The following is a 25,277-nucleotide window of genomic DNA, read 5'->3' on the forward strand; positions in this document are numbered from 1 at the left end:
GCCCATGAGCTATCTGAAACAAGGCGTGCTTGCCGCGGCCATGATGCTGGCAGCAACGATGACATCCCCGCATCAAGCCCATGCCGAGCAATGTGAACAGCAGAGTTTTGAAGAGACGAAATACGTCATCTGCACCCTGGAAGCGGGAAAGGCCGACCTGCGCCTGTTCTGGAAGGGTGCCGATAGCGCACCGTACAGGACTTTTTCAAGCCTTGCCGAAGCCGTCCGTGCCGAGGGGAAGACGCTGGTGCTGGCCGTCAACGCCGGCATGTACCGGGCCGATTTTTCGCCGATGGGACTGTATGTCGAGAACGCCAGGGAATTGAAACCCGCCAATACCGCAAAGGCCGAAAGCTCCGCCGGCCAGGTGCCGAATTTCTACAAGAAGCCGAACGGCGTGTTCTTTCTGGCTGAAACCGGCGCCGGCATCCTTCCCACAGATGAATTTCTGAAGCGTGCGCCCAAGGTGCGGTTCGCCACCCAGTCCGGGCCGATGCTCGTCATCGCCGGCACGCTGAATCCGATCTTCATCCCCGGCTCGACCGATCGAACCCGGCGAAGCGGTGTCGGCGTCTGCGACACCGGCACGGTTCGCTTGGCGGTCAGCGAAGACGGGGTGAATTTCCACGATTTCGCACGGCTCTTCCGCGACAATCTGAAATGCCCCGACGCTCTGTTTCTCGATGGCGGAAACGGTGTCGGGCTCTACTACCCGGCAATCGGCCGCAACGACCGCTCCTGGCACGGCGGTTATGGCCCGATGCTCGGCGTGGTCGAGTAGCGGAGGAAATCGGCCTTCATCAAGGCGGGCGTTAAGCCTGATGCTTCATCGAGCATTCAGCCGGTCACCAAAAAACCTGGCCGTGGCCGTGATCAGCCGGTCCAGCATATCGACGTTCTTCCAAGTGTTGAAAATGTGATCCATGGGAGCCTCCCAAACTTGGTGTGCCCCCTTATGCGCCCGAGCGAATTTTGCCGCTGTTCCCACAGGAATGGCAGTATCCAGGCTGCCTTCAGCAAGGAAAACCGGTCCATCATACTTAGCAATCTCGTCCAGCGGATCCAGGCTTTCGACGTCCGCAAAGAAGTCATGGCCGAGAGTTAGGGACGAGCCCCACGGAAGTTTAACCTTGGTGGGCGATCGGTTTTCGAGCGCCCGTTCATACACGTTACGCCCAATCAAGGCTGGAAAGGTTAGTTTCGGCTCGCCGACGGGAGCCCAGAGCGCGACCGCCGCTGGCCGATTTGATCGGCCAGCCGCCACCGCAGCGACCAGCCCGCCCTGGCTCCATCCCAGCAGAAAGATCGCATTCGGACCACCGGACGGCAGATCGCCGGCGAAATCCATTGCAGCGATGCAATCCTCAACCTGGCGATTATACGTCGTATCCTGAAAGCGCCCGCTGCTTTCCCCGACACCTCGAAAGTCAATCCTCAGGCTCGAAAAACCCAGAGACGCGAGCTTCTCAGCCGTATGCGTGAAGATACCGGTGCCGGTCTGAGAAATCGTGAGTTCGTGCCGCGTTCCTCCGAACCCATGGAGAAGCACGACAATCGGTGCGTTTGCCGAAATCGCCAGCAATGTTCCGACAACACGATGCCCATCAACATCAAAGCTTACCGTTTCCTCTGCCGCCATCGCTTCCTCTGAACCTCCCCATCAAAGCCTATCCCTTCCCCGCCCGCACCATTTCGGCGCGCATCCAGCTCGAGTCGCCCCAGGTGGAGAGCCAGATCATCAGGTCGGTCAGGGCGCCGATGATGGGCAGGAGCAAGGCGTGGCTCGGGCCCCGTCTCTTCTGACTGTCCTCGGCCTTCCTGAGATGCGCAAGCTCCTGTTCCTGTATCGATGCGATCAGGGTATGAAGCTCTGGATCGCGTTTGGCGAGGAAAGCGAGTTGGTCTTCGAGGTGGCGATGGACCGTGCTTTCCACGGCCTCCGTGCAGATCCAGATCATGTTGCGCCCGCCAAGCGCCGTCAGCAAGCCGAGCACGAAACCGCCGAGGCTCCAGAAGGCCATGACACGGCAGGGCTTGCCGCTCCTTGAAGGCATTGCCTCGCGAAACAACCGGCAATGTTCGATCTCGTCCTTACGCATCTCTTCCAGCGCCGGAACGATGTCGGGAAACAACCGCCGGGCCATCACGATCTGGGCGCCATAGATCCTGATAGCGCCGAACTCGCCAGCATGGTTGACCTTGAGAATGCGACGGATGGTGACATCGGCGTCGCGTATTCCCGAGTTGCTCGACGGATTGCTCATAACCACCCTGCGCCGGTTCCCTTGCGGTCAATAGGCAGGATCGCCGCCGTCATCGTCAAGGGGTGCCGGCATGCGCCTTCGCGAGACATGACCGGCAAATTGTCTCGTCACCGCCGGTCCGTCATGCCCTTGGACGAGGAGCCCTTTCAAAAATCACCGGCCTCGCATAGGTCCCGGGCCAGCAGAGTAGGAAAGCCGTATGAACTACATCGATTCACTCGCATTGCTCGTCAGCGTCTACATCGCCTCCCTCGTCAGCCCCGGACCGAATTTCATCATCGTCACCAACACAAGCATGACGGTATCCCGTGCTGCCGGGCTCTTTGCAGGTCTCGGACTTGCGATCGCATCCCTGACTTGGGCCGTCATGGCGATGGCGGGATTGGGTTTTCTGCTGAGCCATTTCGAATGGCTGCATATAGTGTTGCAGGTGGCCGGCGCGCTGTATCTGATCTGGCTGGGTCTGAAGATGATCCGCAATGCGTCCAGGCCCTTGATGCCGACGGGAGCGAGCGAAGTCACATGGCGCTCCGCCATGCGCCGCGCCTACATCGTCAGCATGACCAATCCGAAATCGGTGGCTTTCTTCGGCAGTATCTTTGCGCTCGTTATCCCGGCACACGCGCCCGCCTGGCTCTATTGCGTCATCGCGCTCACCTGCTTCCTTCTTTCAGCCCTCTGGTATTGCGGCCTGGCCTTCTTCTTTTCGAATCCGCGCATTTCTTTAAGGCCAGTATCGAGCGGGTAATGGGCGCCGCGCTGATCTTGATCGGCGGCCGTCTGCTCTTGGTTCGCTGACAGAATTTGACGGGCTGCCAGTTCCTCGCTCAGGTCGCGGGTGAGCCCGGCAAGGGCTCGTCGATGTCTTCGGGAATGAAGCCGCCGGTCTGGCGTTTCCACAGGCGGGCAAACAGGCCGTCGCCTTCGACCAGCTCGTCCGGCCTGCCCTCCTCCACGATCCGCCCGTGATCGAGCACGACGATCCGGTCCATCCTGGCGATGGTCGACAGCCGGTGCGCGATGGCGATCACCGTCTTTCCCTCCATCACGAGGTTCAACCGCTCCTGGATGGCGGCTTCGGACTCGCTGTCGAGCGCCGAGGTCGCTTCGTCGAGCACCAGGATCGGCGCGTCCTTCAGGAGAACGCGGGCGATCGCCACGCGTTGCCGCTGGCCGCCGGACAGTTTGATGCCGCGGTCGCCGACGAAGGCGTCGTAGCCCTTGCGGCCCTCGCTGTCGGTCAGATCGGCGATAAAGGCATCGGCGCTCGCCATCTTCGTCACCCGTTCGATCTCATCCCGCGTCGCCTCCGGCCGGCCGTAGCGGATATTGTCGCCGACCGACCGGTGCAGCAGGGCGACATCCTGCGCGATGACCCCGATCGCGCGGCGAAGACTGGACTGGGTGACGGCGCGGATATCCTGCCCGTCGATCAGAATCGCGCCGTCCTTGATGTCGTAGAAACGCAGAAGCAGGTTTGCGAGCGTGGTCTTGCCGGCGCCGGAAAGGCCGACCAGGCCCACCTTCTCGCCGGGCCGGACCGTCAGTGACAGGTCGTCGATGACGGATTTGCCCGACTTGTAGGCGAAATGGATGTTCTCGAAACGGATTTCGCCGCGCTGAACGTCAAGCTCGGCCGCATCCGGCCGGTCAGTGATCGTCGGAGGCGTGGTCATGACGGGCATGGCGTCCTTGATCGTGCCGATCGCCTGGAAGATCTGCTGGCCCATCTGCAGGAAGACGAAGATCTGCGACGACAGCCGGTTGAGGATGTAGACCGCGCCGACAAACTCGCCGACCGTGAGGAAACCTTTGACAAGGCCGGAAAATCCGATCGACAGCATGGTCAGCCACAGCAGCGTGTTCAGAATGACGACAGTCACTTCCGACGAGCGATAGATACGCTGTTCGCTGTGCTGCGTCTGCACGGTCTTCTGGATGATGCGGCGGATGGCGCCGGCCTCGCTGTCTTCGGCCGCAAACTGCTTGATCATCTGCATGTTGGTATAAAGATCGGTGATGGCGCCGGCGACCAGGCTGCGCTGCTTGGCGGTGCGGCGTGAGCGCTCGACGAAAACAGGCACGACCCTGGCGGTGAATGCGATGTTGAGCGCGATCCAGACGACGACAGGCAGGGCAAGCTGCCAGGCGAGTGCGCTCAGCAGGATCACGGAGCCCATCAGTTGCATCAGGAAGCGCGGGATGGACTGGAAGCCGGCAAGGATCTGCTGCTGGACGGCGGAGGATACCTGCGAGAGGCGTGAGGCAACCTGGCCGGCATAGAGATCATGGAAGAAGGCAAGGTCTTGGCGCTCGACTGCCTTATGTCCCTGCCATTGAATGGCAGCCGGCATGCCGATGCCTAAAGTATGCGAGTTCAGCGTATTCAGCATGAACGACAGGATCGGCATGACCGGAAAGATCAGGAAGCCGAGAACGGTCAACAGCAGCCATTCATTGTGCAGAAAGGCGGCGGCGCCCTGTTGCGTCACGCCATCGACGATGACCGAAAGTCCCCAGACGATCGTCAGGTTGATCAACTCAAACACCATGGAACAAAGCGCAAGCGCGATCAGCACGCCGCGAAACATCGAGATGAAGTGCAGGAGCACCGTCACCGGACCTTTGGAAGGCAGCGGCCGGTAGGGAATGTCGAGCGGCCGGATCAACGTTTCGAAGGGACGGTAGATCGCATCGGAAATCGACATGGGCCGCTCGGATCAAAATTGGGAGGAAGCGTGGACTCGGGGCTACGCCAAGTGGCATGGGATCATCTTTCGGCCGCCATCTCAACTAGAAATTTTATAGATCGGGAATATCGCCGAAACAGAGCCTGGCGCGCGGCAAGGCGAGGCGCTCGAAGCCTCAATTGCAGTCACCGCGCGATTGGGGCAGGATGCGCCCAGCGGAGACAGCAGGATCGAACGAACACTCATGCTGACGGGCTCATGTCATTGCGGCAAGGCAAGCTGGACGCTCGAAGGCGATCCCGGCTCAATCACCGCCTGCAACTGCACCCTCTGCCGCCGCTACGGCACCCTCTGGGCCTATGATTACGAAGGAGAGCGGATCGCTCTCAATGGGGAAACCGCCTCCTACACCCGCTCCGGCCGGGAAACCTCGTCGCTCGAAATCCTGTTCTGCCCATCCTGCGCCTGCGTCTTGAGCTGGCGTGGCCTGCGGCTTCAAAAGGATGGCCGCCGGCGCATGGCGGTCAACATGCGGCTTGCGCCGCCGGATCTCGTCGCCGACCTACCCATCGATCACTTCGACGGCTTGGACACGTTCGAAGACCTGCCGTCCAAAGGGCGCTGCGTGCGCGACCTCTGGTTCTGACAGCGTGGCAATCTCTTGGGTTCGGACCGGCGCCTCAGCCGCGCCGGGCGGCCTCGATCGCCGCGATATCGATCTTCCTCATCGTCATCATCACATCGAAAGCACGCTTTGCCTCACCACCGCCTGCCGTCAGCGCTTCGGAGAGAACACGCGGCGTGATCTGCCAGGACACACCCCATTTGTCCTTGCACCAGCCACACTCGCTTTCCTGGCCGCCATTGCCGACGATGGCGTTCCAGTAGCGATCGGTTTCTTCCTGATCGTCGGTGGCGATCTGGAACGAGAAGGCTTCGCTGTGTTTGAATGCAGGGCCACCATTCAGGCCGATGCAGGCAACACCCGCCACGGTAAATTCAACGACCAGCACGTCTCCCTGCTTGCCATCCGGATAATCTCCCGGTGCCCGAATGACGGCGCCGACCGCACTGTCGGGAAACGTCGCCGCATAAAAGCGGGCCGCCGCTTCGGCGTCTTTGTCATACCATACGCAGATCGTGTTCTTTGCCATTGCGCGGGTCCTTTCGCTCTTCGGTTCGGATTCCTCCGTGAAATAAGAGGCAAACCGTCTTTCTCCAGCCCACATAAACAATTTCCCGGTGGCGATCACCGCGTGCTGCCAAATGACCCCAAAGCGCCGGTTACAGAAGACCGGGCTCGGATGGGTCGCGCAATTGCGGTCATAATCGGTCTGTAGCATGAGTTGTTACAACCGCCCTCTTCGGTTCAACAGACCTGCACTTGTTGCATTGACCGGCCTGGAAAAACGCTAATGATTTACCTGCTTCGCCACGGCGAGACCATTTGGAACAGCTTGGGCCGCTTCCAAGGCCAGAAAGATTCACCGCTGACGGAGCGCGGTGTCGAACAGGCCAAACAGGCTGCGAAGCTGTTGAAAGAGGAACTTGCAGGGGGTGCGCAGTCATTCCAACTCCACGTCAGCCCGCTAGGCCGCACCCGGGAGACTGCGGCTCGCGTGAAACGGATATTGCCACTGGCGGCCCGTCTGGAACCACGGTTGATGGAGGTGACCATCGGCTCTTGGGACGGCATGACCGAGTTCGAAATCGACAACGAGTTTCCAGGAATGCTGGACGGATCCGACGCCTTCGATTGGTATTTCAAATCTCCCGACGGGGAAGGCTTCGATGCTGCCTGTGCCCGGGCGAAGGACTGGCTCGCAGCCTTACATGGACCGACAGTTGCGATTTCTCACGGGCTGTTTGGCAGATTGGTCCGCGGTGTCTATTGCGGCCTTTCAAAGCGGGAAATGCTGGAGCTGCCCGTTCCCCAGGACGGGTTCTATCGCCTTTGCGACGGTAAGTTCACTCTGGTAAGCGCTTCGGCCGATGCGTATCCAACGTCGTTGCATAACAAGGGTTCATGCTTGGATGAGGCGGTGCGGCACCACTGGCGAGGTCGACCCAGACTCATAAAAACAAAGACCTGAAGCCGTCGCATGAATCAAAATCTAAGCGGCACGCTTTTTGTGTCCTTGCCACTAAACTCGTGTCAAACTGCGCAAGCTGCGCATCGCCTGCGCGCCGATCGAAAGGGCCGAACCATGCATAAATTCACCGTTACCCTCACCCGGGAGATCGAGGCCGATACCGCCGAGGAGGCCGCGCTGCTCCTCTATCAGGAACTATCAAAAGAACCGCTCCCCGACCGCTACGCGGTCGCCGACGAGACAGGGGTGACCATGGAGGTGAAGCTGGATCGGGAAAAGGCGGATGAATTCGCCAGCATCGACCACACCGCTGACCCCGGCAACTGGTAAGGGAGCCAGACGTTCACGAGGACGGCCGGAGAGATCCCCGTTTTGCACCGGGAGCGGAAGTGCGGTAGTTGCAGATCCCTTTCTTCGGCGCGAACGCCGGATGAAAACAGCCCCTCCATCGGCAATATCGCAGCAAGGAAAGACTGTGACATCACCAATCAAAATAGCGGTCGCCGGCGCGAACGGCCGCATGGGTCGCGCCATCCTGCCGCTGCTGGCCGCCGATCCGGCTTTTGCGGTCGTCGGCGGGATCGGTCGTCCCGGTTCCATCGGTGAAGGGCTGATCGACCGTTCGGCCGCGATCGCGGCCGCCGCCGTGATCCTGGATTTCACCACCGGACGTGCCGCCGCCGAACTTGCCGGCTTGTGCGCTACGGCCGGCGGACCGGCCCTGGTGATCGGGGCGACGGGCTTCGAGCCGGATGAGCTGGAGCGGATCGCAGAGGCCGCCCGGACGATTCCGATCCTGCGCTCCGGCAATTTCTCCATCGGCCTCAACATGCTGCTCGGCTTGGTGGCCCAGGCCGCCCGCGCCCTTCCCGCGCAGGGCTGGGATATCGAAATTCTCGAAGCCCACCATAACAGGAAGATCGACGCACCATCCGGCACGGCGCTGATGCTCGGTGAAGCCGCCGCCGAGGGCCGCGGCGTTTCCCTGGCCTCCGTCGAGCGGCGCGGGCGCGACGGCATCACCGGCGAGCGTCCGCCCGGTGAAATCGGCTTCGCCGTCCTGCGCGCCGGTGGGCTGGTCGGAGAACACAGCGTGCTCTTTGCCGCCGCCGAGGAAGTCGTGACGCTTTCACATTCGGCTCTCGATCGCGGCATGTTTGCCCGCGGCGCCCTTGCCGCCGCCCGCTGGATCGCGGGACGCGCACCCGGCGAATACGGCATGCGGGATGTCCTGGGTCTAGGGTGATAAGGGGTGTGAACGAATAGAGTGAAGGGAGGTTTGAAGCGCGCTCTTGAATCAAATTTTAAGCGCATCTCTGGCTGCGCACGACCTCGAGGAGAGCCTCATCTTGAAGTGCCCGGGGGGCTTCGGAGGGCGAGGCGGGTGCTCCCGCAGACAGATGCAAGGAGCGGCGTTGCGGCGCGTGCTTCGAGGCTCCGCCCTGCGGGCTGCGCACCTCAGCATGAGGGGCGTTGACGGATGCCGCATGTGCAATCGCAAGCGTTGAGGAATGCCGCAGCCCAATAACCGGCAGTGGGTTTTGCTCCGGCTACTGTTACGCCACCGCCTGGCGCCAACGCCCAAGAGAGCCTCATCCTGAGGTGCCCCGAAGGGGCCTCGAAGGACGAGGCGGCGCTCCGACGGCTGATTGATTTTAACAAAATACACATAGAACCAAATACTTAAATAGAATCCTTGAATCAAATCCTACGCCGTCGCCCCTAGCCTATCGAGGATTGCCGAAGCGACGACGACTTCGGTTCCCGCGAGGCCGACCGAGCAAAACAGCGTCGTCTCCGCGGACGACCCTCGCCCAGCCGCCTTCCCGGCAATGATGTCGGCAAGGTCGGCCATACGAGCTTCGTTGCCGGAGCCGGCGAGAAAAAAGGGGGACGCGTAAGCGCGGGTCTGCTCGGGGGAATCCGTCGCGATCACCGCCGCGGCATCGGCGACATCAAAGCCGAGTTCGTATCCCTGAAGCGTTTTCGGGCCGACGGTGTTGACGTGCACGCCGGGCTTCAGATCACGCGCATGGATGACGGGCGTTCGGCTCGTCGTCGCGCAGATGACGATGTCGGCGTCATCGACGGCTTCCGACACGCTGCCGACAGGCTCCACCTCCAGCCCCAGGGCGTGCTGCATCTCGCTTGCGAAGGCGGCGCGATTTGTCTCGTCACGGCTGTAGACGCGGGCGCGGTCCAGCTTTCGAACGGCGGCGGCCGCGGCAAGCTGGGTTCGCGCTTGCGCTCCGCTGCCGAGGATGCCGACGACCTTCGCGCTGGGCGCGCTGAGATAGCGAACGGCGAGGCCTCCGATAGCACCGGTCCTGAGGTTGCCGAGGCGTTCGCCGAGAATGATGCCCTTCAGCCTGGCGTCGTCGGCCGACCATACCGCGACGATCTGCGAATGCTCCGCCCCTTCGAATGTTTCGTACACGCGGAAACCCGCGAGCGGTTTGTCGCCAAGGATACCGCCGACCGTGAAGACGAGATCGCCTCGATCGGCAAAGGACACATGATGCCGGGGCGGAGAGACCAGCCGATTGCCGGCTTTCGCGAGAAAAGCGGTCTCAAGCGCATCGATCGCCACGCCCATCAACGCACTGTCGACCAGATCCGCGTCTCTCAGAATTTTCGTCACGGCAAGCCTCCAGCCTATTCCGGCATCCTGCGACCCCAACCGCGCTTGAGGTCAATAGAGGAGGGAAAGCAGTTGTTCTGAAATTCCGCGTGAGGCCTAATCGACCAATCGGCGGGCCATGATAACGTCGTCGATCTCCCTGCCCTCTTCCAGAACCCCGGCCGGAATCCTACCAACCTCGGAGAAGCCCTGCCGCTGATAAAACCGGATCGCCGCCGGGTTCTCCGCGCTGACGAAGAGTTCCAACTGCCGGATGCCGATATGGCGCGCATGATCGGAGACGACGTGGAGCAGCCTCCCGGCAAGACCGGTGCCGCGCAGGCTCTTTGCGATATAGACCATGATGATCGTCGCGCGATGGGCCATCTTGCTCGATCGCTGCCGCAACAGGCCCATTATGCCGACAGGCTCATTATCCTGAAACGCAATGAAAACCGGCTCGCTCAGGCGGCTGCGCCACTCCGCGAGGGAAAGAGCCGCCCAGTCTTCGTAGCGGCTGGCAAAGGAGGAAGGTTCTGTGCGAAGCGCTTCCAAACGGATGCGCCGGAAAGCCTCCGCCTCGCCGGCCTGGATATGCCTGATCGTCACGCCGCTTGCATCCATTCGGGAAACCTCCTGGGATATCTCCGCTATCGTCATTGCAGAGAGCTCCAGCCGATGCAAGCGGAGGTGGCGGATTCGATTCCAACTATGCTAGCGGACGATTTGAGGGAAGGCTTGCCTCCTTCATCCCTGCCCTCGGGCTTCGACCCGAGGGATGTCGCAGGGATCCAGCGCGTCCAGGTCCTTGGGCGAGGGAGACTCTTCCCTTGAGCTAGTATGAGGCATGCCCGAGGACAGGAGTGAAGGAGGAAAGGGGCTCCCTCAACGTCTCGCGCCGGCCCCCTGCAATTACTGCGCCGGAGTTCCCACCCGACCGCCTTTCCGGACGCCCGTTTCGGACGGCCCGACGGTCGGTTGGTTCGTCGGCCGGAGGTCCCATTGATCGGGCGGCCGCACGGCTGGTGGGTTGGTCGCCGGCTCAGGTGTCGAGCCTACAACCAGGTCATCAGGTTGGTCGCTCGCCCCCGTCGCCGAACCATCAGTTGACCACTCGGTCGTTTGGTCGCCCGGCTTGTCCATCGTGAAGGGCGCAATCTGATGGATAATAACGAGAAAAATTATCCCGACCATCATGCACGCCAGCGTATAGAGAACGAAATATTTCAGTGCATATCCCTCGCTGATTGGCAGAGCGTCCTTGACAGCGGCGCGAATGATATTTCCGCATCATTGAACGATACTTAGAGAGAAGGCAATAGATTTTAGACAAGACCAATAAAATTCAGAATTCAACGGCGCCATATAATGTAGTTATTGGCGAGTTTCAGGAAATATCTCCCGTACCGCTCGATTTATCTTGGCCATCCCGGTAAAGGCGAGATGCGCGTCGACGATGGCTGTTGCAGGCTTCCGACCGGAAACCGTCAATGCGCCGCTGGAGCCCACCCAATTTCACATCCATGCCGCCCTCCCCAAGGCGGTCATGGTGGATACCGGCGCGGTACCTAGTGCCGCAAGGGTCAGCGGTGCCTAGGATAGATCTGATGTTTTCCCGCCAAGACAGCGTCGGCAATATCGGCTAGACTGCCTGCACCGACAGCTTGCATCGAGGGGCGTCCAGGGCGAACGGTCGGCGGCAGGGGGATCCGCATGTCGGCAATTTCATCTCTGTTTCAGGAAGCCGCCCGGCTTGCGGCGGGGTTTCGGCAGGCAGCGCCTTCCCGCCATACGCCCGCTCACAACTACGCAACCTCGCTTGCCTCCTTTGACGAGCAACTGCCGGCGGCCGGCTCTGACATGCTTGACGTTATCAGGCAGTTGGCAAATGACGCCGAACCTGGGCTGCACGCAACCACCGGCCCACGCTTCTTCGGCTGGGTCATCGGCGGCTCCCATCCCGTCGGCGTCGCAGCAGATTTTCTCACCAGCGCCTGGGGCCAGAATGCCGGAAACCATACCGCTGCCCCGGCCGCAGCCGCCGTCGAGACTGTCGCTGCGAGATGGCTTCTGGATCTTCTGAAGCTGCCGGCCGAATGCTCGGTCGGCTTCGTCACGGGCGCGACGGTCGCGAATTTCACCTGTCTTGCCGCCGCGCGCGGCGAGGTGCTGCGCCAAGCCGGCTGGGATGCCGATGCCAACGGCCTGTTCGGGGCGCCCGAGATCACCGTGCTGATCGGTGACGACGCCCACACGACGGTGTTCTCCGCGCTGCAATTCCTGGGCCTCGGCCATGATCGCGTGCTGCGCGTGCGCACCGATCCGGTGGGACGGATAGACCCGGCCGCGCTGGCGGACGCGCTCGAGAGGGTATCCGGTCCGGCCATCGCCATTCTCCAGGCGGGACAGATCAATACCGGCGCATTCGACAATTTCGCCGCCATTATTCCGCTGTTGAAGGCGAAGCGCGCCTGGGTGCATATCGACGGCGCCTTCGGCCTCTGGGCGCAGGCGTCGGTGAAGACCAGCCATCTCAGCCGCGGCATCGAAGCCGCCGACAGCTGGGCGACCGACGGTCACAAATGGCTGCAGACGCCCTATGATTGCGGCTATGCGATCGTCCGCAACGAAATCGCTCATCGCCGCGCCATGACGATCGCCGCAAGCTATCTGCCGCTCGCCGGCGAAGGTGAACGCGATCCTTCCCATTACGTGCCGGAGCTATCAAGGAGGGCGCGCGGCTTCGCCACCTGGGCGATGTTGAAACATCTCGGCCGCGACGGTGTGGCCGCCCTCATCGACCAGTGCTGCGCCTCGGCGCGGCTGGCAGCCGACCTGCTCGCCCGCGAACCCGGCATCGCCATTCTGAACGAGGTCACACTGAACCAGCTCGTCATCCGCTTCGGAGCCGGCCGCCCGGATGAAGAAGGCGATGCCCTCACCCGAAAGACGATCGAAAGGATCCAGGCGGACGGCCTGATCTTCGCTGGCGGCGCCAAATGGCACGGCCGCGACGTGCTGCGCCTCTCCGTCACCAATTTCCAGACGACATCGGATCAGGCGGAACTGGCGGTGGAGAGCATCATTGCCGCATTCAGGAGCGTCGGCGGCAATTCCCGTCCGCGCTAACCCGCCGTTGCGTCCGTTGCCAATCCATAGCCCTCTAGAATTTGGCCGCTGGCAAGCCGCGGGACCGCCTTCTCTCCCCGCTCCTCGGCAATGGATGAGGCTGTAACTGCCCAGCCACCCGCCCCCGTCCTTCGAGGCTCCGGCCTTCGGCCTGCGCACATCAGGATGAGGGCTGATCGTAGTGCCGCGTTGCGAAAGGCTGAGCAGAGGCCGTGCCGTTATGTCTGCTGGCGAGGCAAGCCGCACCCTCTCTCCGCCCTCATCCTGAGGTGCCCCGCAGGGGCCTCGAAGCACGGGCCGGCCACCGGCCACCCGCGCTCAATCGGCCTGACAAGCCGGCATCATCGCCGCACCGCCACGACTGAGCTGGCGCGATACCTGGAGAGTTGCACCCGGTTGGATTGATTGCCGCCGAACAGGTAGACATATTGCCGGCGTTGGTCGATGTGATCGAAAAGGCTGACGTGAAAGCGCCTGCCGGTGCGGATCACCACGACATCCCCTCGCCTGGCGGCGCCGAAGAACACCGGCTTGCCGAACTTCCTCCAGGACACCGCCATGTTGGGGTTGGGCGGCGGCTGTCGCGAAGATCGCTTGGCGACAAAGGCCAGGAAGGCCCCGCACCACGATACCTTGCGGGGATTGATGCTGAGGAAGGAGATGGAGCGTTCGTGCATGCTCTTGTACTTCGATGCCGTGCCCAGCATGTCCGCCTCACAGGGCACGGCAAGCACCGTGAGGACGATGACGAGAATAACCTTCATAGTTACCCACCATTGTTTGTATAACGCTGAAAATTCCGAAATGTGGCGAAGAATAAAACAGGCGCGGCAACGTAGAGGCCAATTATGGCGTGATTTAGAAGCAACTAATACTGGCATTTTGGCGGCGAAAATTGGTCCGAAGCAAGGCGCGAAACCGCTGCTGGCAGGCCTGGTTCGCGGCCGGATACGGCCACCGCAAACCCTCCAAACCCCATGTTTTGTCGGCCAGACAGGCTAGAGCTTCGTCATCATATCCAGGTTCCTTCTGGGTGGGACGGACCGCACCCGCAAGTGATTGAGCAACAAGTTCATTCACCAAAAAGTTGACAGCAGCGAGCGAGCCCGGCCATCACCTATACGAGCTATATTTACGATAGCCGTAGTAATACTTGTTTTAGATGAGAAATACATTACGCCAGCGCCTATTCAACGGCCAAAGCCGATGGTCCACCATCCCAACGGTTGCGGAGATGGACGATGCCGAACGGCAGACGGCCGGCGCGGCGAGTCAACCGTGTGGTTGTACCGGCTCGGGCTGACCTGCAGTTGGAGCAGGATCGGCGGCAAGCGCCCTGGTAACCAGAAGCGCCGCGGCGAGAACGGGGACGACCGCCCAGTAGGAAAAACGGATGCCGACGTGTTCGGCAACGAATCCGAGCAGTGGCGGCCCGGCGAAAAACACGAGAAACGTCGTCTGCCCGAGTGCTGCAACGCTGACCGGCGCGGGTCGATCCGTGCGTCGGGCCGCAGCCGAGATGGCAAGCGGATAGACCGAGGAGCAGCCGATCCCCGTCAGGCCGAAGCCGGCGAGCGCGACAAAAGGGTGCGTCGCCGTCGCAACCATCACCATACCGATGGCCGTGATGCCAAGAAGAGTTATTGCCACCGGGCGCGGATTGAAGCGGTCGACGACAGGATCCATGCCGAGCCGTCCGATGGCGATCAGCAGGGAGAAGATGGTCACGCCGAGCCCGCCGACGAATGGTTCGACCGCAAAAACGTCCCGCATATAGATCGCCGACCAATCGACGCTTGCGCCTTCGGCCAGAAGCGGAGCTGCGCCGACGAGGCAAAGGGGCAGCAGCCCGAGGGTAGGAAAGGCGACAAGCGGAGCATGTCCGGGGTGAGCGTCGCGCCGCTTGGGGGCATTCTCGATCCCGGAGAAGACAATCGACCCGGCAATCAAGACAATCATGAGGGTGATGATGATATGCAGTTCGATGGAGACCGCAGCCTGCCGCATGACGGCGGCAACAAGGGCGGTGAGGCAGAAGCCGAGGCTCCACATGCCATGAGCGCGGCTCATGATGCGGTATCCGAGCAGCGCCTCATGGCGATCGGTTTCGATATTGGCGTTGATCTCGAATGCCCCGGTGAAAATACCGGCAATGAAGAACAACGGCACCGCCAGCGAAGCGGAAGGCATCCAGGGGATCAGCGCCAAGAACAGCGAGGCGCCGAAGACAGTGACGAAGGCGGTTCTGCGCGCACCGAGCCTCTCGATCAATCTCACCGAGAAGGTCAGCCCGCAGAGAACCCCTAAGGACAAGACGGCGAGCAAAAGGCCGAGCTCTCCTTCAGCGAGGTTGAATTTGCGTTGAAGATCGGGCAGCCGCGAAAGAAAGGCACCGACGGAAAGGGCCACGGCAAATTGAATGAAGAAAATGCGATGATGCGGCTTCATCTCAGGACTTGCTCCGATTGGTGGGATTGAAGCCCAGGCATCCGGGCGGCATAGCCGGACATTCTGACGAAATGGCGACTGGGCCCAAAATCGCCGGCTCCCGGTTATCTCCCACCGTTGCTGACAGTTCCTGTCAGCATGTGGGCGCCGCCGGCCGGTTCATAAGCGTTGACGGCTCACCAGAAGCAGTCGCCGGTGCACCCGCTCTGTGATCCCACGCGGGGATACTGCCCTCCTTATCCCGCCTCCACCCCTCACAAAAAATTCGCATCCACATCAATTTACTTGCCGTTCTGCAATGCGGCATATGTTTGTGTTCAAGGCCAGGTGGCATGAGCGGGGAACCATGACGTCAACACATGCAGACAAGATGGGTGAAGGTACCGGCCGAAAGGGCTTTGCCGGATTGGTCGTCGGCGCGATCGGCGTCGTCTATGGCGATATCGGCACCAGCCCGCTCTATGCCCTTCGTGAGGCGCTGAGGCCCTTTGCCGCCGACGGCGTGCACGAGGCCGAGGTCATCGGTCTCATTTCGCTGATGGTCTGGACGCTGACGATCATCGTGACCTTCAAATACGTGCTCTTCCTTCTGAGGGCGGACAATGACGGCGAAGGCGGCACGCTTTCGCTTCTCGCCCTCCTGATGAAAAAGATGGGGCGAAACGTCCCCGTGCTCTTCTTCGCCGGTCTGATCGGAGCGGCTCTCTTCATCGGCGATGCGATGATCACGCCGGCCCTGTCGGTCATGTCGGCGCTCGAAGGTCTGAAGCTCGTCACCCCCGCCTTTGCGGACTATGTCCCGCTTGCCTCGGCGGCGATCATGATCGTACTGTTTGGTGTCCAGTCGCGGGGAACGGCTGCCGTCTCGATGTTTTTCGGGCCGATCACGGTATTGTGGTTTCTGGCCATGGCGGCGGGCGGTCTGATCCATATCGGTGACGACTGGAGGATTCTGGAGGCGCTCAATCCGGTCAATGCCTTCCTGTTCCTCACCCACGCCGGCACCGTCGGCCTCATCGTGCTCGGCGCCGTCTTTTTGACTGTCACCGGCTGCGAAGCGCTCTATGCCGATCTTGGGCATTTCGGGCGCCGCCCGATCCAGACGGCCTGGTTCGTGCTCGTCTTTCCGGCATTGCTCCTCAACTATCTCGGACAAGGCGCGCTCGTTCTCGCCCATCCCGAAACGGCTGCCAATCCATTCTTTCTGATGTATCCCGATTGGGCCTTGCTGCCGGTGGTTCTGCTGGCGACGATGGCAACGATCATCGCCAGCCAGGCTGTCATAACAGGTGCATTCTCGCTGGCTCGCTCGGCGGTTCACCTCGGCTTCCTGCCGCGGCTGCGGATCAAGTTCACGTCGGAGACCAACACCGGCCAGATCTACGTGCCGAGCGTCAATCTTCTCCTCCTGGTCGGAGTCTTGATGCTGATCTTTTCCTTCGGCGACTCAGAGTCGCTGGCGACGGCCTATGGCATCTCGGTGACCGGAACCATGGTCATCTCGACCATGCTGGTGTTCCAGTTCCTCCGGGCCGTCTGGGGCTATTCCCTCGTGCTCGCCGCCGTCCTGCTGCTGCCGCTCTTCCTCATCGAAGTCCTGTTCCTGGCGGCCAACCTCCTGAAGATCCACGATGGCGGCTGGGTTCCGGTCGCCCTTGCGCTGGCGATCATGATCCTGATGTGGACATGGACCCGCGGGCAGGCTTATCTGAAGAGACTGCGCGCCAACAATGAGATCCCGCTCGATTCCTTCATCAGATCGATCGAGCGAAAGTCAGACCATTCGCCGGTCACCGTTCCGGGAACGGCAGTCTTCCTGACCAGCGTCCCGGACCGGACGCCGAACGTTCTGCTCCACAATCTCAAGCACAACCACGTGCTCCACGAACAGAACGTCATCCTGACCGTCTGGACCGAAGACGAACCCTATGTCCCCGATAACAGGCGCATCAAGATCAGCCAGCTCTCGCCGCGCTTCGTGCGCCTTGACCTCACCTTCGGATTCATGGACGACCCTGATGTCACCAGGGCGCTGGCGCTCTGCCGGGAGGGAGGCTTCAAGTTCGAGATCATGAAGACCTCCTTCTATCTCGGCCGCCGGAACCTCGTGAGGACGCCGAACACCGGCCTGCCCGGCTGGCAGGAGCGCATATTCATGGCATTGGAAGGCTTGGCGATCGATCCTTCCGATTACTTCAACCTGCCGTCAAACCGCGTCGTCGAACTCGGCGAACAGATTGCGATTTAATGCATGTCGCCGGGAAGTGTGCAGCGGTTCCCGGATAACGACATGGATAAAAACAACAGCTAAAGCGCGTCGCATGAATCAAGTTACACGCGACGCGCTTTAGAACGGGATGCCGAAGACGGAAAATTGCGGTGGCCGGACAGGCACGCGTCGCCAGCGCCGCGGCGTGAGACACTGAACGTCAGGCCTTGGCCGAGATCGCGCTCAACTCCTCGAGATCGAGATCGCGTTCCAGCTCGTCCAACGTTTCGTCATCGATGTCGCCGGCCCGGTGGAGACGAATGAGTTCCCGGCGCCCGGTCGCGACCGCTTCGAGAACGACGTCGAAGTGAGCGTGCAGCAACGGCACGTAGTGCTCGGTTCTCTCGGCATAGTCGACGATCGCCGTCGCCCTGCGCTGATAGCGCTCCAGCAATTGCGGGTGGATGAGCTTTCCTTCTGCGTCATAGGCCAGGTTTTGCACGATCCCGAACTGCACCTGTGCCATGGCGGCCTCGGCCTGGCTCATGGTGAGACGCGCTCTTTCCGTCTCCGGCGCCAGCCGCGCCCAGGCAATCACCCGCCCCAATGTCGTGCCCTGCACAAGCACGGTTCCAAGAATGACCGCAAAGGACGTGGCGAGGATGAAGTCACGGCCCGGGAACCCCTCCGGCAGGCTGAGCGCCAGGGCGAGCGTGACCACGCCGCGCACGCCTGCCCAGCTCAGGACGGTCGCACCGCCGGCTCCGAGCGGCCGGGTCCGTATCAACCCCAGAGCCGCGCAGACGCGGATGATGAGATCGGAGGCGAAGATCCAGGCAAAACGCGCGACCACCAGCGTCATGAGGATTGCCAGCATCGGCAGCCCCATGGTCGCGATCACGGTGGTCAAACCGCCGCCGCGTTCGACCACATCCCGCAGCGACAGCCCGATCAATGTGAAGACCGCCGCTTCCATCAGGAAGATCATCACCGTCCAGAACGATGTGCCGCGCATGCGCGTCGCCGCTGAAAAGACCGTGTGCTGATGCCAGGAAGCGATCAGGCCCGTGCTGACGGTGGCGATGACACCGGAGACATGCAGCAGTTCGCCCAACAGATAGGAAATCCAGCCGAGCAGCACGGTGGCCGCAATGATGAGATAATCGTCGCCGAGATGGCGGATGAGTTTGACCCAGGCCAATCCGACCGCGATGCCGACGACGCCGCCGCCGAGCGCCAGCACGAAGAAACTGCCGACCGCCTCCCCCGCGCTGAAGGCGCCCGTTGCGGCGGCCGCAACGGCAAAACGGAAGAGCACCAGGCCGCTCGCATCGTTGAGCAGGCTCTCGCCTTCCAGCAGAATCTGCAACCGCCTTGGCAGTCGTACGCGCTCCAGCACGGCGCGCGCCGAAACCGCATCCGGCGGCGCAACGATCGCGCCCAGCGCCGCGCAGGCGCCCCAGGGAAGTGACGGAAAGATAAGGTGGGCGACAAGGGCCACGACGACGCAGGTGAAGAATACCGCGCCGACGGCGAGCGAAGCGATGCCGATCATATGCCGCCGCAGCCGCGACAGCGCGATCGACCAGGCGCCGTCCATCAACAGCGGCGGCAGGAAGATAACCAGCACCAGCTCGGGATCGACCGATATCGCCGGCAGCCCCGGCACGAACGCCAGCAAGGCACCACCGGTCAGCAACGCGACGGACGGTGGCAGTCCGAGCCTATGGGCGGCATATTGCAAGGCGATGATCGCGAGAAACATCGCGATAACGAGCTCGAATAAGTGAGTTGGTTCCATGCGCCCTGCCCCGGCTCAGCAACGAATGTCGGATGGCTGCCGAAAAGAATTACAGCGACCTTACGCATCTGAAAAGACATGACGCGCTGTAAAGGCTGCATGACCGTAAATGGGGAGTTGGAGACTTTGGCTCTCTCTGCCTTCAATCATTGCCTGGATTTAATTGAAGTTTGCTGCGCATCCTCCTTACACGCAGTGCCTTCGAGAAAGGAAGACCCATGCGAAGGCGAACCCTGGTGCTTGGAGGTGCGACCATCGTCGCTTCGACCGTGGCTGCGGTGGCGATCTGGCCAAGGCGGCATAGCACGGTTGCCGCCAGGACATTCGATTGGAAGGGAACGGATTTCCTGAGCGGCGGCAGAAAATCGGTCGCATTGGAAAAGCTGCCCGCGCCGCTCTTCCGCAGCCGTCCGAATTGCACCGTGACATCAGCCCAGACCCTTGGCCCATGCCATGTCAACAATATTCCTGCCCGTCAGGATGTCTCGGAAGGGAAGGCCGGACTGCCGTTGCGGCTGGCCGTCCGCATCGTCCATGCCTCCGATTGCCGGCCGGTCGAGAGCGCCGATATCGAAATCTGGCATACCGATCATCGCGGCATCTATTCCGGCCGCGAGGCAGCCGAGATGTGTACGCTCGGTGACGCCGAGGCAGTCGGCAGCCTCGCCTTTCGCGGGCGCCAGCTGACGGATGCGGAGGGGCAGGCAAGCTTCCTGACGGCCTATCCCGGATGGTACAAAGGCCGCACGCCGCATGTTCACTGCCGCATCCTGGTCGAAGGCAAGGAGCTTCTCGTCAGCCAGATCTATTTCGACGATACGCTGAGCGACATCATCTATGGCGAGCATCCGGACTATCTCGGACGCCCTCCCCGCGATACCCGCAATGAAGCGGACGGCATCATCCCGGAAGACGCCGCCGATCACATATTCGACTTCGAGAAGCTCGACGGCGGCGTACTTTCCGCCACCATCACGATCGGCCTTTCTGCTTGAGCGGAACGCGCTTCCGGGCGACATGCATTAATCCTGCATCCGGCATGAAACCAGATGCAGCGTTCCTGCGTACTAACTCTCGACAGCGGAATACAGGCAGCGAGGGTTTACGGCATGGTCAGGAAAGAGGGCGTAGCGCACATCCCCCGGCAAATCGCCGAACAGGGGTTGGCCCGGCTGATGATGAGGCTGCCCGCAACGCGGGCAACGATCAGAGCCACCGCGACGCGCCAACCCCATCTCTACGAACTCTGCGGAGCCTATGGCGAGGCCTGCGCGGTTCTTGATCGCATGCGCAAGGATCTGTCGGCCGACCCGGCGATCGTCACCGAATACGAGATCATCTGCGCGGAAATCGAAATCGACGTCACCCGGATCCTGCTCAGCGGCCGATGAGTTTGCCGACGCTACTCCTGTCAGATCAGCACGCCATCCACATCGATGGAGATGCTCAGCGTATCCGTATCGAAATGATGCGCAGCCCCATCGGAGATCTTATAGTGGAACGTCTCGCTCACGTCTCCACTAACTCCGGCAAGCTTCGCCGCATCGAGCGTGTAGCTATACTCGCCATGATCGTCGACATGAATGCTGCCGTATTGGCCGGTCAGCGTCAGACCGTTCTTGCCGACGACTTCGCCCTCGAAGCGGCGAAGCAGCAGGATCCCATTGGCCGAACTGTCGTTTTCCAAGAGATTGCCATGATGGGCGCCATCCGTGTCGGCTGAGATTTTCAAGCTGTCATGGGCCGCGACAATTATCGGGGCCACGCCCACATGCGTTGTATCGCCGGCAACGTGACTATCAAGGCTGACAAACAGGGCGTCAGCCTCTTCGAGTGTCGTGTTGTTGCTGACGGGAAAGGTGTTCGCGGCGATAATGGCCGGCGATATGCTGTAGGGCGTGACATCGCTGGCGATGACATTGTCGTGGAACGCTCCGGATGCGGGCCTGTCGACCTTCAGCGCCGCCTGCGACAGGTCGTCGAAAACGTTGTTGTGGACATCGATATCTTCACGAACGTAACTGGTGGTGCCGGCGGAACTGACCACCACACCCCATACGCCGTCATGGATGTAATTGCCTGAGATATCATAGTCCCTGGTGTCGCCCTGGTCGCCGAGGCCGACGGCGTAGGACCAGCTGTAGCCGCCATATCCCGATATGTCGTTGTCGTGGATGGCGATATTCGTGCCCGCCTGAGCTGCCACCCCGAAGCCGCCGCCAACCAGTGTGTTGTCCTCGATCACGGCATTCACAGGCCGGACGAGCGCCAGCACGCCCTTCGGGCTAATGGCGCCCGTCTGGTCGAGATAATTGCCGCTGATCAGGATGTTGCTGCTGTCGTTCATCTGCACGGCATCTGCAGTGGTGCCGTGGGCATTGGTAACGGTGTTGTTGAGAAGAGTGACGCCATTGATCTTCTCGATCCACACGCCGTCGCCGTTCACGTCGTTGATCGTGCTGTTTTCGATGGTGATATTCGAGCCTGTTCGGAAGGTGACGGAACCGGACTTGCCGGCCAAGCCGGTGTGATCGACCTCGACATTGCGCACCGTCCAGTTCGAGACATAGCCGCCATAAATGGCTGCACCGCCGGTATCCGAGATCTTGATGTTCTCGATGACGATGTTCGACGCATAAAGGCTATGAATGCCGTCACCGGGGCTATGGATGACCGGCGCATCGCCGATCCCGTAGCTGCCGATGGTGATCGGGGCACTGGCGGTGCCGGAATATTTCAGGTCGAGCTGGTCGTTATAAACGCTTCCCGCGGCGAGCAGCACGCTATCGCCGGGCTGCAGCTTCAAATTTTCCACCGCCCAGAAGGATGCAAAAGGCGCATCCTCGCTCGTGCCGCTATTGTTGTTGGCGCCTGTCGCTGAGTTCACATAATAGACTGTCATATCGCCATATACTCGCATTGTCGCGCAGCTGTGTGGGGATCAGCTGCAATGAGTGGATCGGGATGCGGTCGGGGCGAAAGGCCATAGGACAATCTTCGATTGTCACGACGGCGGTAGGCAGGCCGTGGCCTGCAATGCTCCCGAGAAGCCTGGCGGTGGCTGCATCCTCGACAATACAACTTAAGGAAAAATAGTCTATAAAATAACGACTGAAAGGTGAATGAAACGGTAACGACCGTTTTGTAAGTAACGTAAGGGAATGGCCGCCCTCCCCCTTCAACGCCCCTTACGGGACGCTTCGGGATGAGGGCGGAGAGAAGCCATCCCTATCCTAGCTCAACAAGCCGTCCATATGGATGAAGACGGTCAGCGTATCCGCGTCGCTGTGATGCGAGGTTCCATCGTCGATGCCGTACTTGAAAGACTCGCTCACATGCCCGCTATGGTCGTCGGGCAGCTTCGTTTCGTCGAGGGTGTAGGCATAGTTGCCCTCGCGGTCCACGTGCATGGAACCGTAGTCCCCGGTCAGCGTCAGGCCGTGTTTGCCGACGGCTTCGTCGCCGAAGCGGCGAAGCACCAGGGTGTCGTTGTCCGAGCTGTCGTTTTCCAGGAGATTGCCGCGATGGGCCTCGCCCGTATCGGTGAAGATCTTCAGATTGTCATGGACGGCGACGACCGCCGGGTCGGCAGCCGCCTCCGTCGTAGCGGCAGCCTTGGTCTCGGTGCTTGCAAGCGCCGTCTCGACATTTGCGACCGTGTGGTTGTTACTGACGGAAAATGTGTGCGCGTCGACGATGGCGGGCGCTATGCTGGTGGCCTTGACGCCGGTCTCGATGGTGTTGTTGTAGAAGGAGCCGGATGCCGGCCTGTCGACCTTCAGCGCCGCCTGGGTGAGGTCGTCGAAGACATTGTCGTGGACCTTGATGCCAGTGAGACTATAGCTGGAGCCGGTGGCGCCGCTGACGGCCACGCCCCAGGCGCCGTCGTGGATATGATTGCCCGAGATGTCGTAATCCCGCGCACTGCCCTGATCGCCGAGGCCGACGGCGAAGGACCAGCTGTAACCGTGATACCCCGATATGTCGTTGTCGCGGATGGCGACGTTCTTGCCTCCGGGCGCGCTGATGCCGAAACCGCCGCCGGTCAGCACATTGTCCTCGACCACGGCATTGGTGGCCCGCACCAGCGCAATTACGCCCTTCGGGCTGCTGGCATCGGTCTGGTCGAGATGATTGCCCTTGATCAGAATACTGCTGCTGTCGTTGATCTGCACGGCATCGGCCGTCGAGCCGTTGGCGCTGGTGACGGTATTGTTGAGAAGTTTGACGCCAGCGACTTTTTCGATCCAGAAGCCGTCGCCTTTGACATCGGAAATCTTGCTGTCTTCGACCGTGACGTTCTTGCTGCTCCTGAAGGTGACGGCGCCCGCGTTTTCGGACATTCCGCTCTTGGCGATCTCGACATTGCGGACCGTCCAGTTGGTGACATCGCCGCCATAGATGGCCGCACCGCCGGTGTTCGATATCTTCAGGTTCTCGATGACGATGTTCGAGGCATAAAGGCTGTGAATGCCGTCGCCGCCGCTATGGATGACGGGGGCGGCCCCCGTCCCGTAACTGCCGATCTTGATCGGCGCGCTCTCGGTGCCGGAATATTTGATATCGAATTGCTCGTTGAAGACGCTGCCCTTAGCGAGCAGCACGCTGTCGCCCGGCTTCAACGTCAAGGATTCCACTTTGGACAAAGTCGAAAAAGCCGAGTTCTGGCCCGTTCCGCTGTTGCGGTCGGAGCCAGTCGCTGAGTTCACATAGTAGATTGTCATATCGCCATGTTGCCCTGTTCATCGGATCGCTATGTCGCCGCCCGACCGGCCGGAATCGGCTGATCGGAAACGCGGCGCGGGCAAACGTCCATGGCAAAAAGGCGAGAAGATGTTGTCAATGGGGCAGCGGCGAAGTTCGCGAATCTTATTCCCAGGCAATGGCGCGAGCTCCGATCATTCGCGAGAAAGCTGCAACCCAGCCTCATAAACTGGCGACCCGAGGGCGAATAAATCGCGGTTGTACGCTATCGTACTTCCCTCCCCTTCGAACGCGCCGCAGATGATTCGCCCTTGGCCGCGCTTCATTTAGAAAGGCCCGCCCCACCGAGCGCTTCGGCGAATTTCGCCATCGGTTCGGCGGACTGGCGCCCGGCCCGGATCCGTGGACCAGGCGCTGTGCGGCGATCCTCGCGCGCGCCATCATCGAAAGCAAAATGGGGGCAGCCGCGACAGTCGCCGCGGCGCGGACACTTGGCCGGAATGCCGGCCTCGCCGTTTGGCTCGCACATGGGTCTTCTCCTGATATTCACCGGACGCCGCGGGCGGAGCCTCGGTCCTCCGCCCGCGGCCGTCTTCTCAGGCCGCCAGCTTCAGAGCGTCGGCAAGCTTGGCGAAGTCGCCGGCCGAAAGCCCCGGGCGGACGGCGAAGTCGATGACTGCCTGGAAGATTTCCGGCGGCGCATCCTTCTTCATGGCGCCGAGCAGTGCGGCCCGCTCCGTCGGATTGATCGCCGGGATCATGATGCGCATGAAGGCCATGCTCTTCTCCGGCGGCAGCGAGCCGATGATGCGCATCTCGATGCCGAAGATTTCCTGATCGTCGAAGTTGCGCCACAGCAGCGGGCCGGTCACCGCCTCCTCCTCGTGCATATGCGCGAAGTCGTCGGCGATATAAGCGGCAAAGGCGAGATAAAGCTTGCGGCCGCAGGCTGCCTTGTGCAGCGGCCAGGCTTTTTCCCAGGCGACCACAAGCTCTTCCAGCTCGCGGAACGCGGTGCGGTGGTCGTCGTGCTGCTCGTCGAGCGTGACGGTCGAAACGCCCTTCTCGGCAAGCGCCGTGTGGATGTTGTCGTCCTCGTGCATGACATGGGAGGCGGCCAGCATCAGGTAATGGCGCAAGTCGCCGATCAGGAAGACCGTCTCCTCGACATTCTGGAAATCGGTCGTGCCGAGGCGTCCGAGCAGGTCGCAGCCGGCCTTGCGCAGGCCCTTGTGGATCGCACCGTAAATGTCGTAGCGGCCGTTGAGATCGGGAATGCTGGTAAGCGAGAATTCATGGCTCATGATGGTTATCCTCTC

Annotated in this window: 22 protein-coding genes; 10 read left to right on the forward strand and 12 right to left on the reverse strand. The window is 61.2% G+C overall.

The features are described 5' to 3' along the window. Window positions 1-4 precede the first annotated feature (4 nt). Window positions 5-781, forward strand: a complete 777-nt coding sequence (locus ATY75_RS12615) for a phosphodiester glycosidase family protein (protein ID WP_088937816.1) — start codon at window positions 5-7, stop codon at window positions 779-781. A gap of 45 nt (window positions 782-826) precedes the next feature. On the opposite strand, the gene ATY75_RS12620 is transcribed toward ATY75_RS12615, so the two are convergent. Together ATY75_RS12620 and ATY75_RS12625 are read right to left on the reverse strand one after the other, a co-directional pair. Continuing rightward, entirely contained in the window at window positions 827-1,639 is an 813-nt protein-coding gene (locus ATY75_RS12620) for an alpha/beta hydrolase (RefSeq protein WP_088937817.1), read from the reverse strand. A gap of 28 nt (window positions 1,640-1,667) precedes the next feature. Next, on the reverse strand, window positions 1,668-2,264 hold the full coding sequence (locus ATY75_RS12625; RefSeq protein WP_088937818.1) for a demethoxyubiquinone hydroxylase family protein: 597 nt from the start codon (window positions 2,262-2,264) through the stop codon (window positions 1,668-1,670). 199 nt (window positions 2,265-2,463) lie between these two features. Here ATY75_RS12625 and ATY75_RS12630 point away from each other — a divergent pair, with 199 nt between their 5' ends. After that, entirely contained in the window at window positions 2,464-3,012 is a 549-nt protein-coding gene (locus tag ATY75_RS12630) for a LysE family transporter (protein WP_245317565.1), read from the forward strand. Window positions 3,013-3,091: 79 nt separating this feature from the next. On the opposite strand, the gene ATY75_RS12635 is transcribed toward ATY75_RS12630, so the two are convergent. Next, window positions 3,092-4,972, reverse strand: a complete 1,881-nt coding sequence (locus ATY75_RS12635; RefSeq protein WP_088937819.1) for an ABC transporter ATP-binding protein — start codon at window positions 4,970-4,972, stop codon at window positions 3,092-3,094. A 226-nt stretch (window positions 4,973-5,198) separates the two neighbouring features. Between ATY75_RS12635 and ATY75_RS12640 the strand changes: the two genes are divergently transcribed. Further along, entirely contained in the window at window positions 5,199-5,600 is a 402-nt protein-coding gene (locus tag ATY75_RS12640) for a GFA family protein (protein WP_064839118.1), read from the forward strand. Between the two features lie 34 nt (window positions 5,601-5,634). Here the strand turns inward: ATY75_RS12640 and ATY75_RS12645 are convergent, their stop codons facing one another. Continuing rightward, window positions 5,635-6,108: a VOC family protein gene (locus tag ATY75_RS12645; RefSeq protein ID WP_088937851.1), complete on the reverse strand. Its 474-nt coding sequence runs from the start codon at window positions 6,106-6,108 to the stop codon at window positions 5,635-5,637. Window positions 6,109-6,369: 261 nt separating this feature from the next. On the opposite strand from ATY75_RS12645, the gene ATY75_RS12650 reads away from it, so the two are divergent. The 3 genes from ATY75_RS12650 (at window position 6,370) to dapB (ending at window position 8,293) form a co-directional block, all read left to right on the forward strand. After that, on the forward strand, window positions 6,370-7,047 hold the full coding sequence (locus ATY75_RS12650) for a histidine phosphatase family protein (RefSeq protein ID WP_088937820.1): 678 nt from the start codon (window positions 6,370-6,372) through the stop codon (window positions 7,045-7,047). A 114-nt stretch (window positions 7,048-7,161) separates the two neighbouring features. Next, on the forward strand, window positions 7,162-7,377 hold the full coding sequence (locus ATY75_RS12655; RefSeq protein WP_064839122.1) for a hypothetical protein: 216 nt from the start codon (window positions 7,162-7,164) through the stop codon (window positions 7,375-7,377). A gap of 145 nt (window positions 7,378-7,522) precedes the next feature. Further along, window positions 7,523-8,293, forward strand: coding sequence for a 4-hydroxy-tetrahydrodipicolinate reductase (gene dapB / locus ATY75_RS12660; RefSeq protein ID WP_088937821.1), 771 nt, complete (start codon window positions 7,523-7,525; stop codon window positions 8,291-8,293). Between the two features lie 462 nt (window positions 8,294-8,755). Here dapB and ATY75_RS12665 read toward each other — a convergent pair whose 3' ends face one another. Both ATY75_RS12665 and ATY75_RS12670 read right to left on the reverse strand, forming a co-directional pair. Then, window positions 8,756-9,688, reverse strand: a complete 933-nt coding sequence (locus tag ATY75_RS12665) for an ornithine cyclodeaminase family protein (protein ID WP_088937822.1) — start codon at window positions 9,686-9,688, stop codon at window positions 8,756-8,758. Window positions 9,689-9,784: 96 nt separating this feature from the next. Continuing rightward, window positions 9,785-10,291 carry a GNAT family N-acetyltransferase gene (locus ATY75_RS12670; RefSeq protein WP_088937823.1) on the reverse strand — a complete coding sequence of 169 codons (507 nt, stop codon included), beginning with the start codon at window positions 10,289-10,291 and terminating at the stop codon, window positions 9,785-9,787. 1,089 nt (window positions 10,292-11,380) lie between these two features. Between ATY75_RS12670 and ATY75_RS12680 the strand changes: the two genes are divergently transcribed. Then, complete coding sequence (locus tag ATY75_RS12680; RefSeq protein WP_088937825.1) at window positions 11,381-12,796, forward strand: aspartate aminotransferase family protein; 1,416 nt, start codon at window positions 11,381-11,383, stop codon at window positions 12,794-12,796. Window positions 12,797-13,137: 341 nt separating this feature from the next. Here ATY75_RS12680 and ATY75_RS12685 read toward each other — a convergent pair whose 3' ends face one another. Both ATY75_RS12685 and ATY75_RS12690 read right to left on the reverse strand, forming a co-directional pair. Next, on the reverse strand, window positions 13,138-13,560 hold the full coding sequence (locus ATY75_RS12685) for a TIGR02594 family protein (protein ID WP_064839139.1): 423 nt from the start codon (window positions 13,558-13,560) through the stop codon (window positions 13,138-13,140). A gap of 508 nt (window positions 13,561-14,068) precedes the next feature. Then, window positions 14,069-15,244: an MFS transporter gene (locus ATY75_RS12690; protein WP_088937826.1), complete on the reverse strand. Its 1,176-nt coding sequence runs from the start codon at window positions 15,242-15,244 to the stop codon at window positions 14,069-14,071. Between the two features lie 346 nt (window positions 15,245-15,590). On the opposite strand from ATY75_RS12690, the gene ATY75_RS12695 reads away from it, so the two are divergent. Then, a complete protein-coding gene (locus tag ATY75_RS12695) occupies window positions 15,591-17,492 on the forward strand; it encodes a potassium transporter Kup (protein ID WP_088937852.1) in 1,902 nt (633 codons plus the stop codon). Window positions 17,493-17,673: 181 nt separating this feature from the next. On the opposite strand, the gene ATY75_RS12700 is transcribed toward ATY75_RS12695, so the two are convergent. After that, window positions 17,674-19,254: a Na+/H+ antiporter gene (locus ATY75_RS12700; RefSeq protein ID WP_088937827.1), complete on the reverse strand. Its 1,581-nt coding sequence runs from the start codon at window positions 19,252-19,254 to the stop codon at window positions 17,674-17,676. Between the two features lie 218 nt (window positions 19,255-19,472). Here ATY75_RS12700 and ATY75_RS12705 point away from each other — a divergent pair, with 218 nt between their 5' ends. Further along, entirely contained in the window at window positions 19,473-20,249 is a 777-nt protein-coding gene (locus ATY75_RS12705; RefSeq protein WP_088937828.1) for a protocatechuate 3,4-dioxygenase, read from the forward strand. Between the two features lie 114 nt (window positions 20,250-20,363). Beyond that, a complete protein-coding gene (locus ATY75_RS12710; protein ID WP_088937829.1) occupies window positions 20,364-20,645 on the forward strand; it encodes a nodulation protein in 282 nt (93 codons plus the stop codon). Window positions 20,646-20,665: 20 nt separating this feature from the next. On the opposite strand, the gene ATY75_RS12715 is transcribed toward ATY75_RS12710, so the two are convergent. The 3 genes from ATY75_RS12715 to ATY75_RS12730 all read right to left on the reverse strand — a co-directional run bounded on the left by ATY75_RS12715 (window position 20,666) and on the right by ATY75_RS12730 (window position 25,262). Beyond that, the gene (locus ATY75_RS12715; protein WP_088937830.1) at window positions 20,666-22,156 is read right to left on the reverse strand and encodes a right-handed parallel beta-helix repeat-containing protein; all 1,491 of its coding nucleotides are present in this window, start codon (window positions 22,154-22,156) and stop codon (window positions 20,666-20,668) included. A gap of 331 nt (window positions 22,157-22,487) precedes the next feature. Then, window positions 22,488-23,978: a right-handed parallel beta-helix repeat-containing protein gene (locus ATY75_RS12720; RefSeq protein WP_088937831.1), complete on the reverse strand. Its 1,491-nt coding sequence runs from the start codon at window positions 23,976-23,978 to the stop codon at window positions 22,488-22,490. 576 nt (window positions 23,979-24,554) lie between these two features. Next, on the reverse strand, window positions 24,555-25,262 hold the full coding sequence (locus tag ATY75_RS12730) for a hypothetical protein (protein ID WP_088937833.1): 708 nt from the start codon (window positions 25,260-25,262) through the stop codon (window positions 24,555-24,557). Between the last annotated feature and the right edge of the window lie 15 nt (window positions 25,263-25,277).

This window comes from Rhizobium sp. N122 (assembly GCF_002211295.1).
Lineage (GTDB): Bacteria > Pseudomonadota > Alphaproteobacteria > Rhizobiales > Rhizobiaceae > Rhizobium.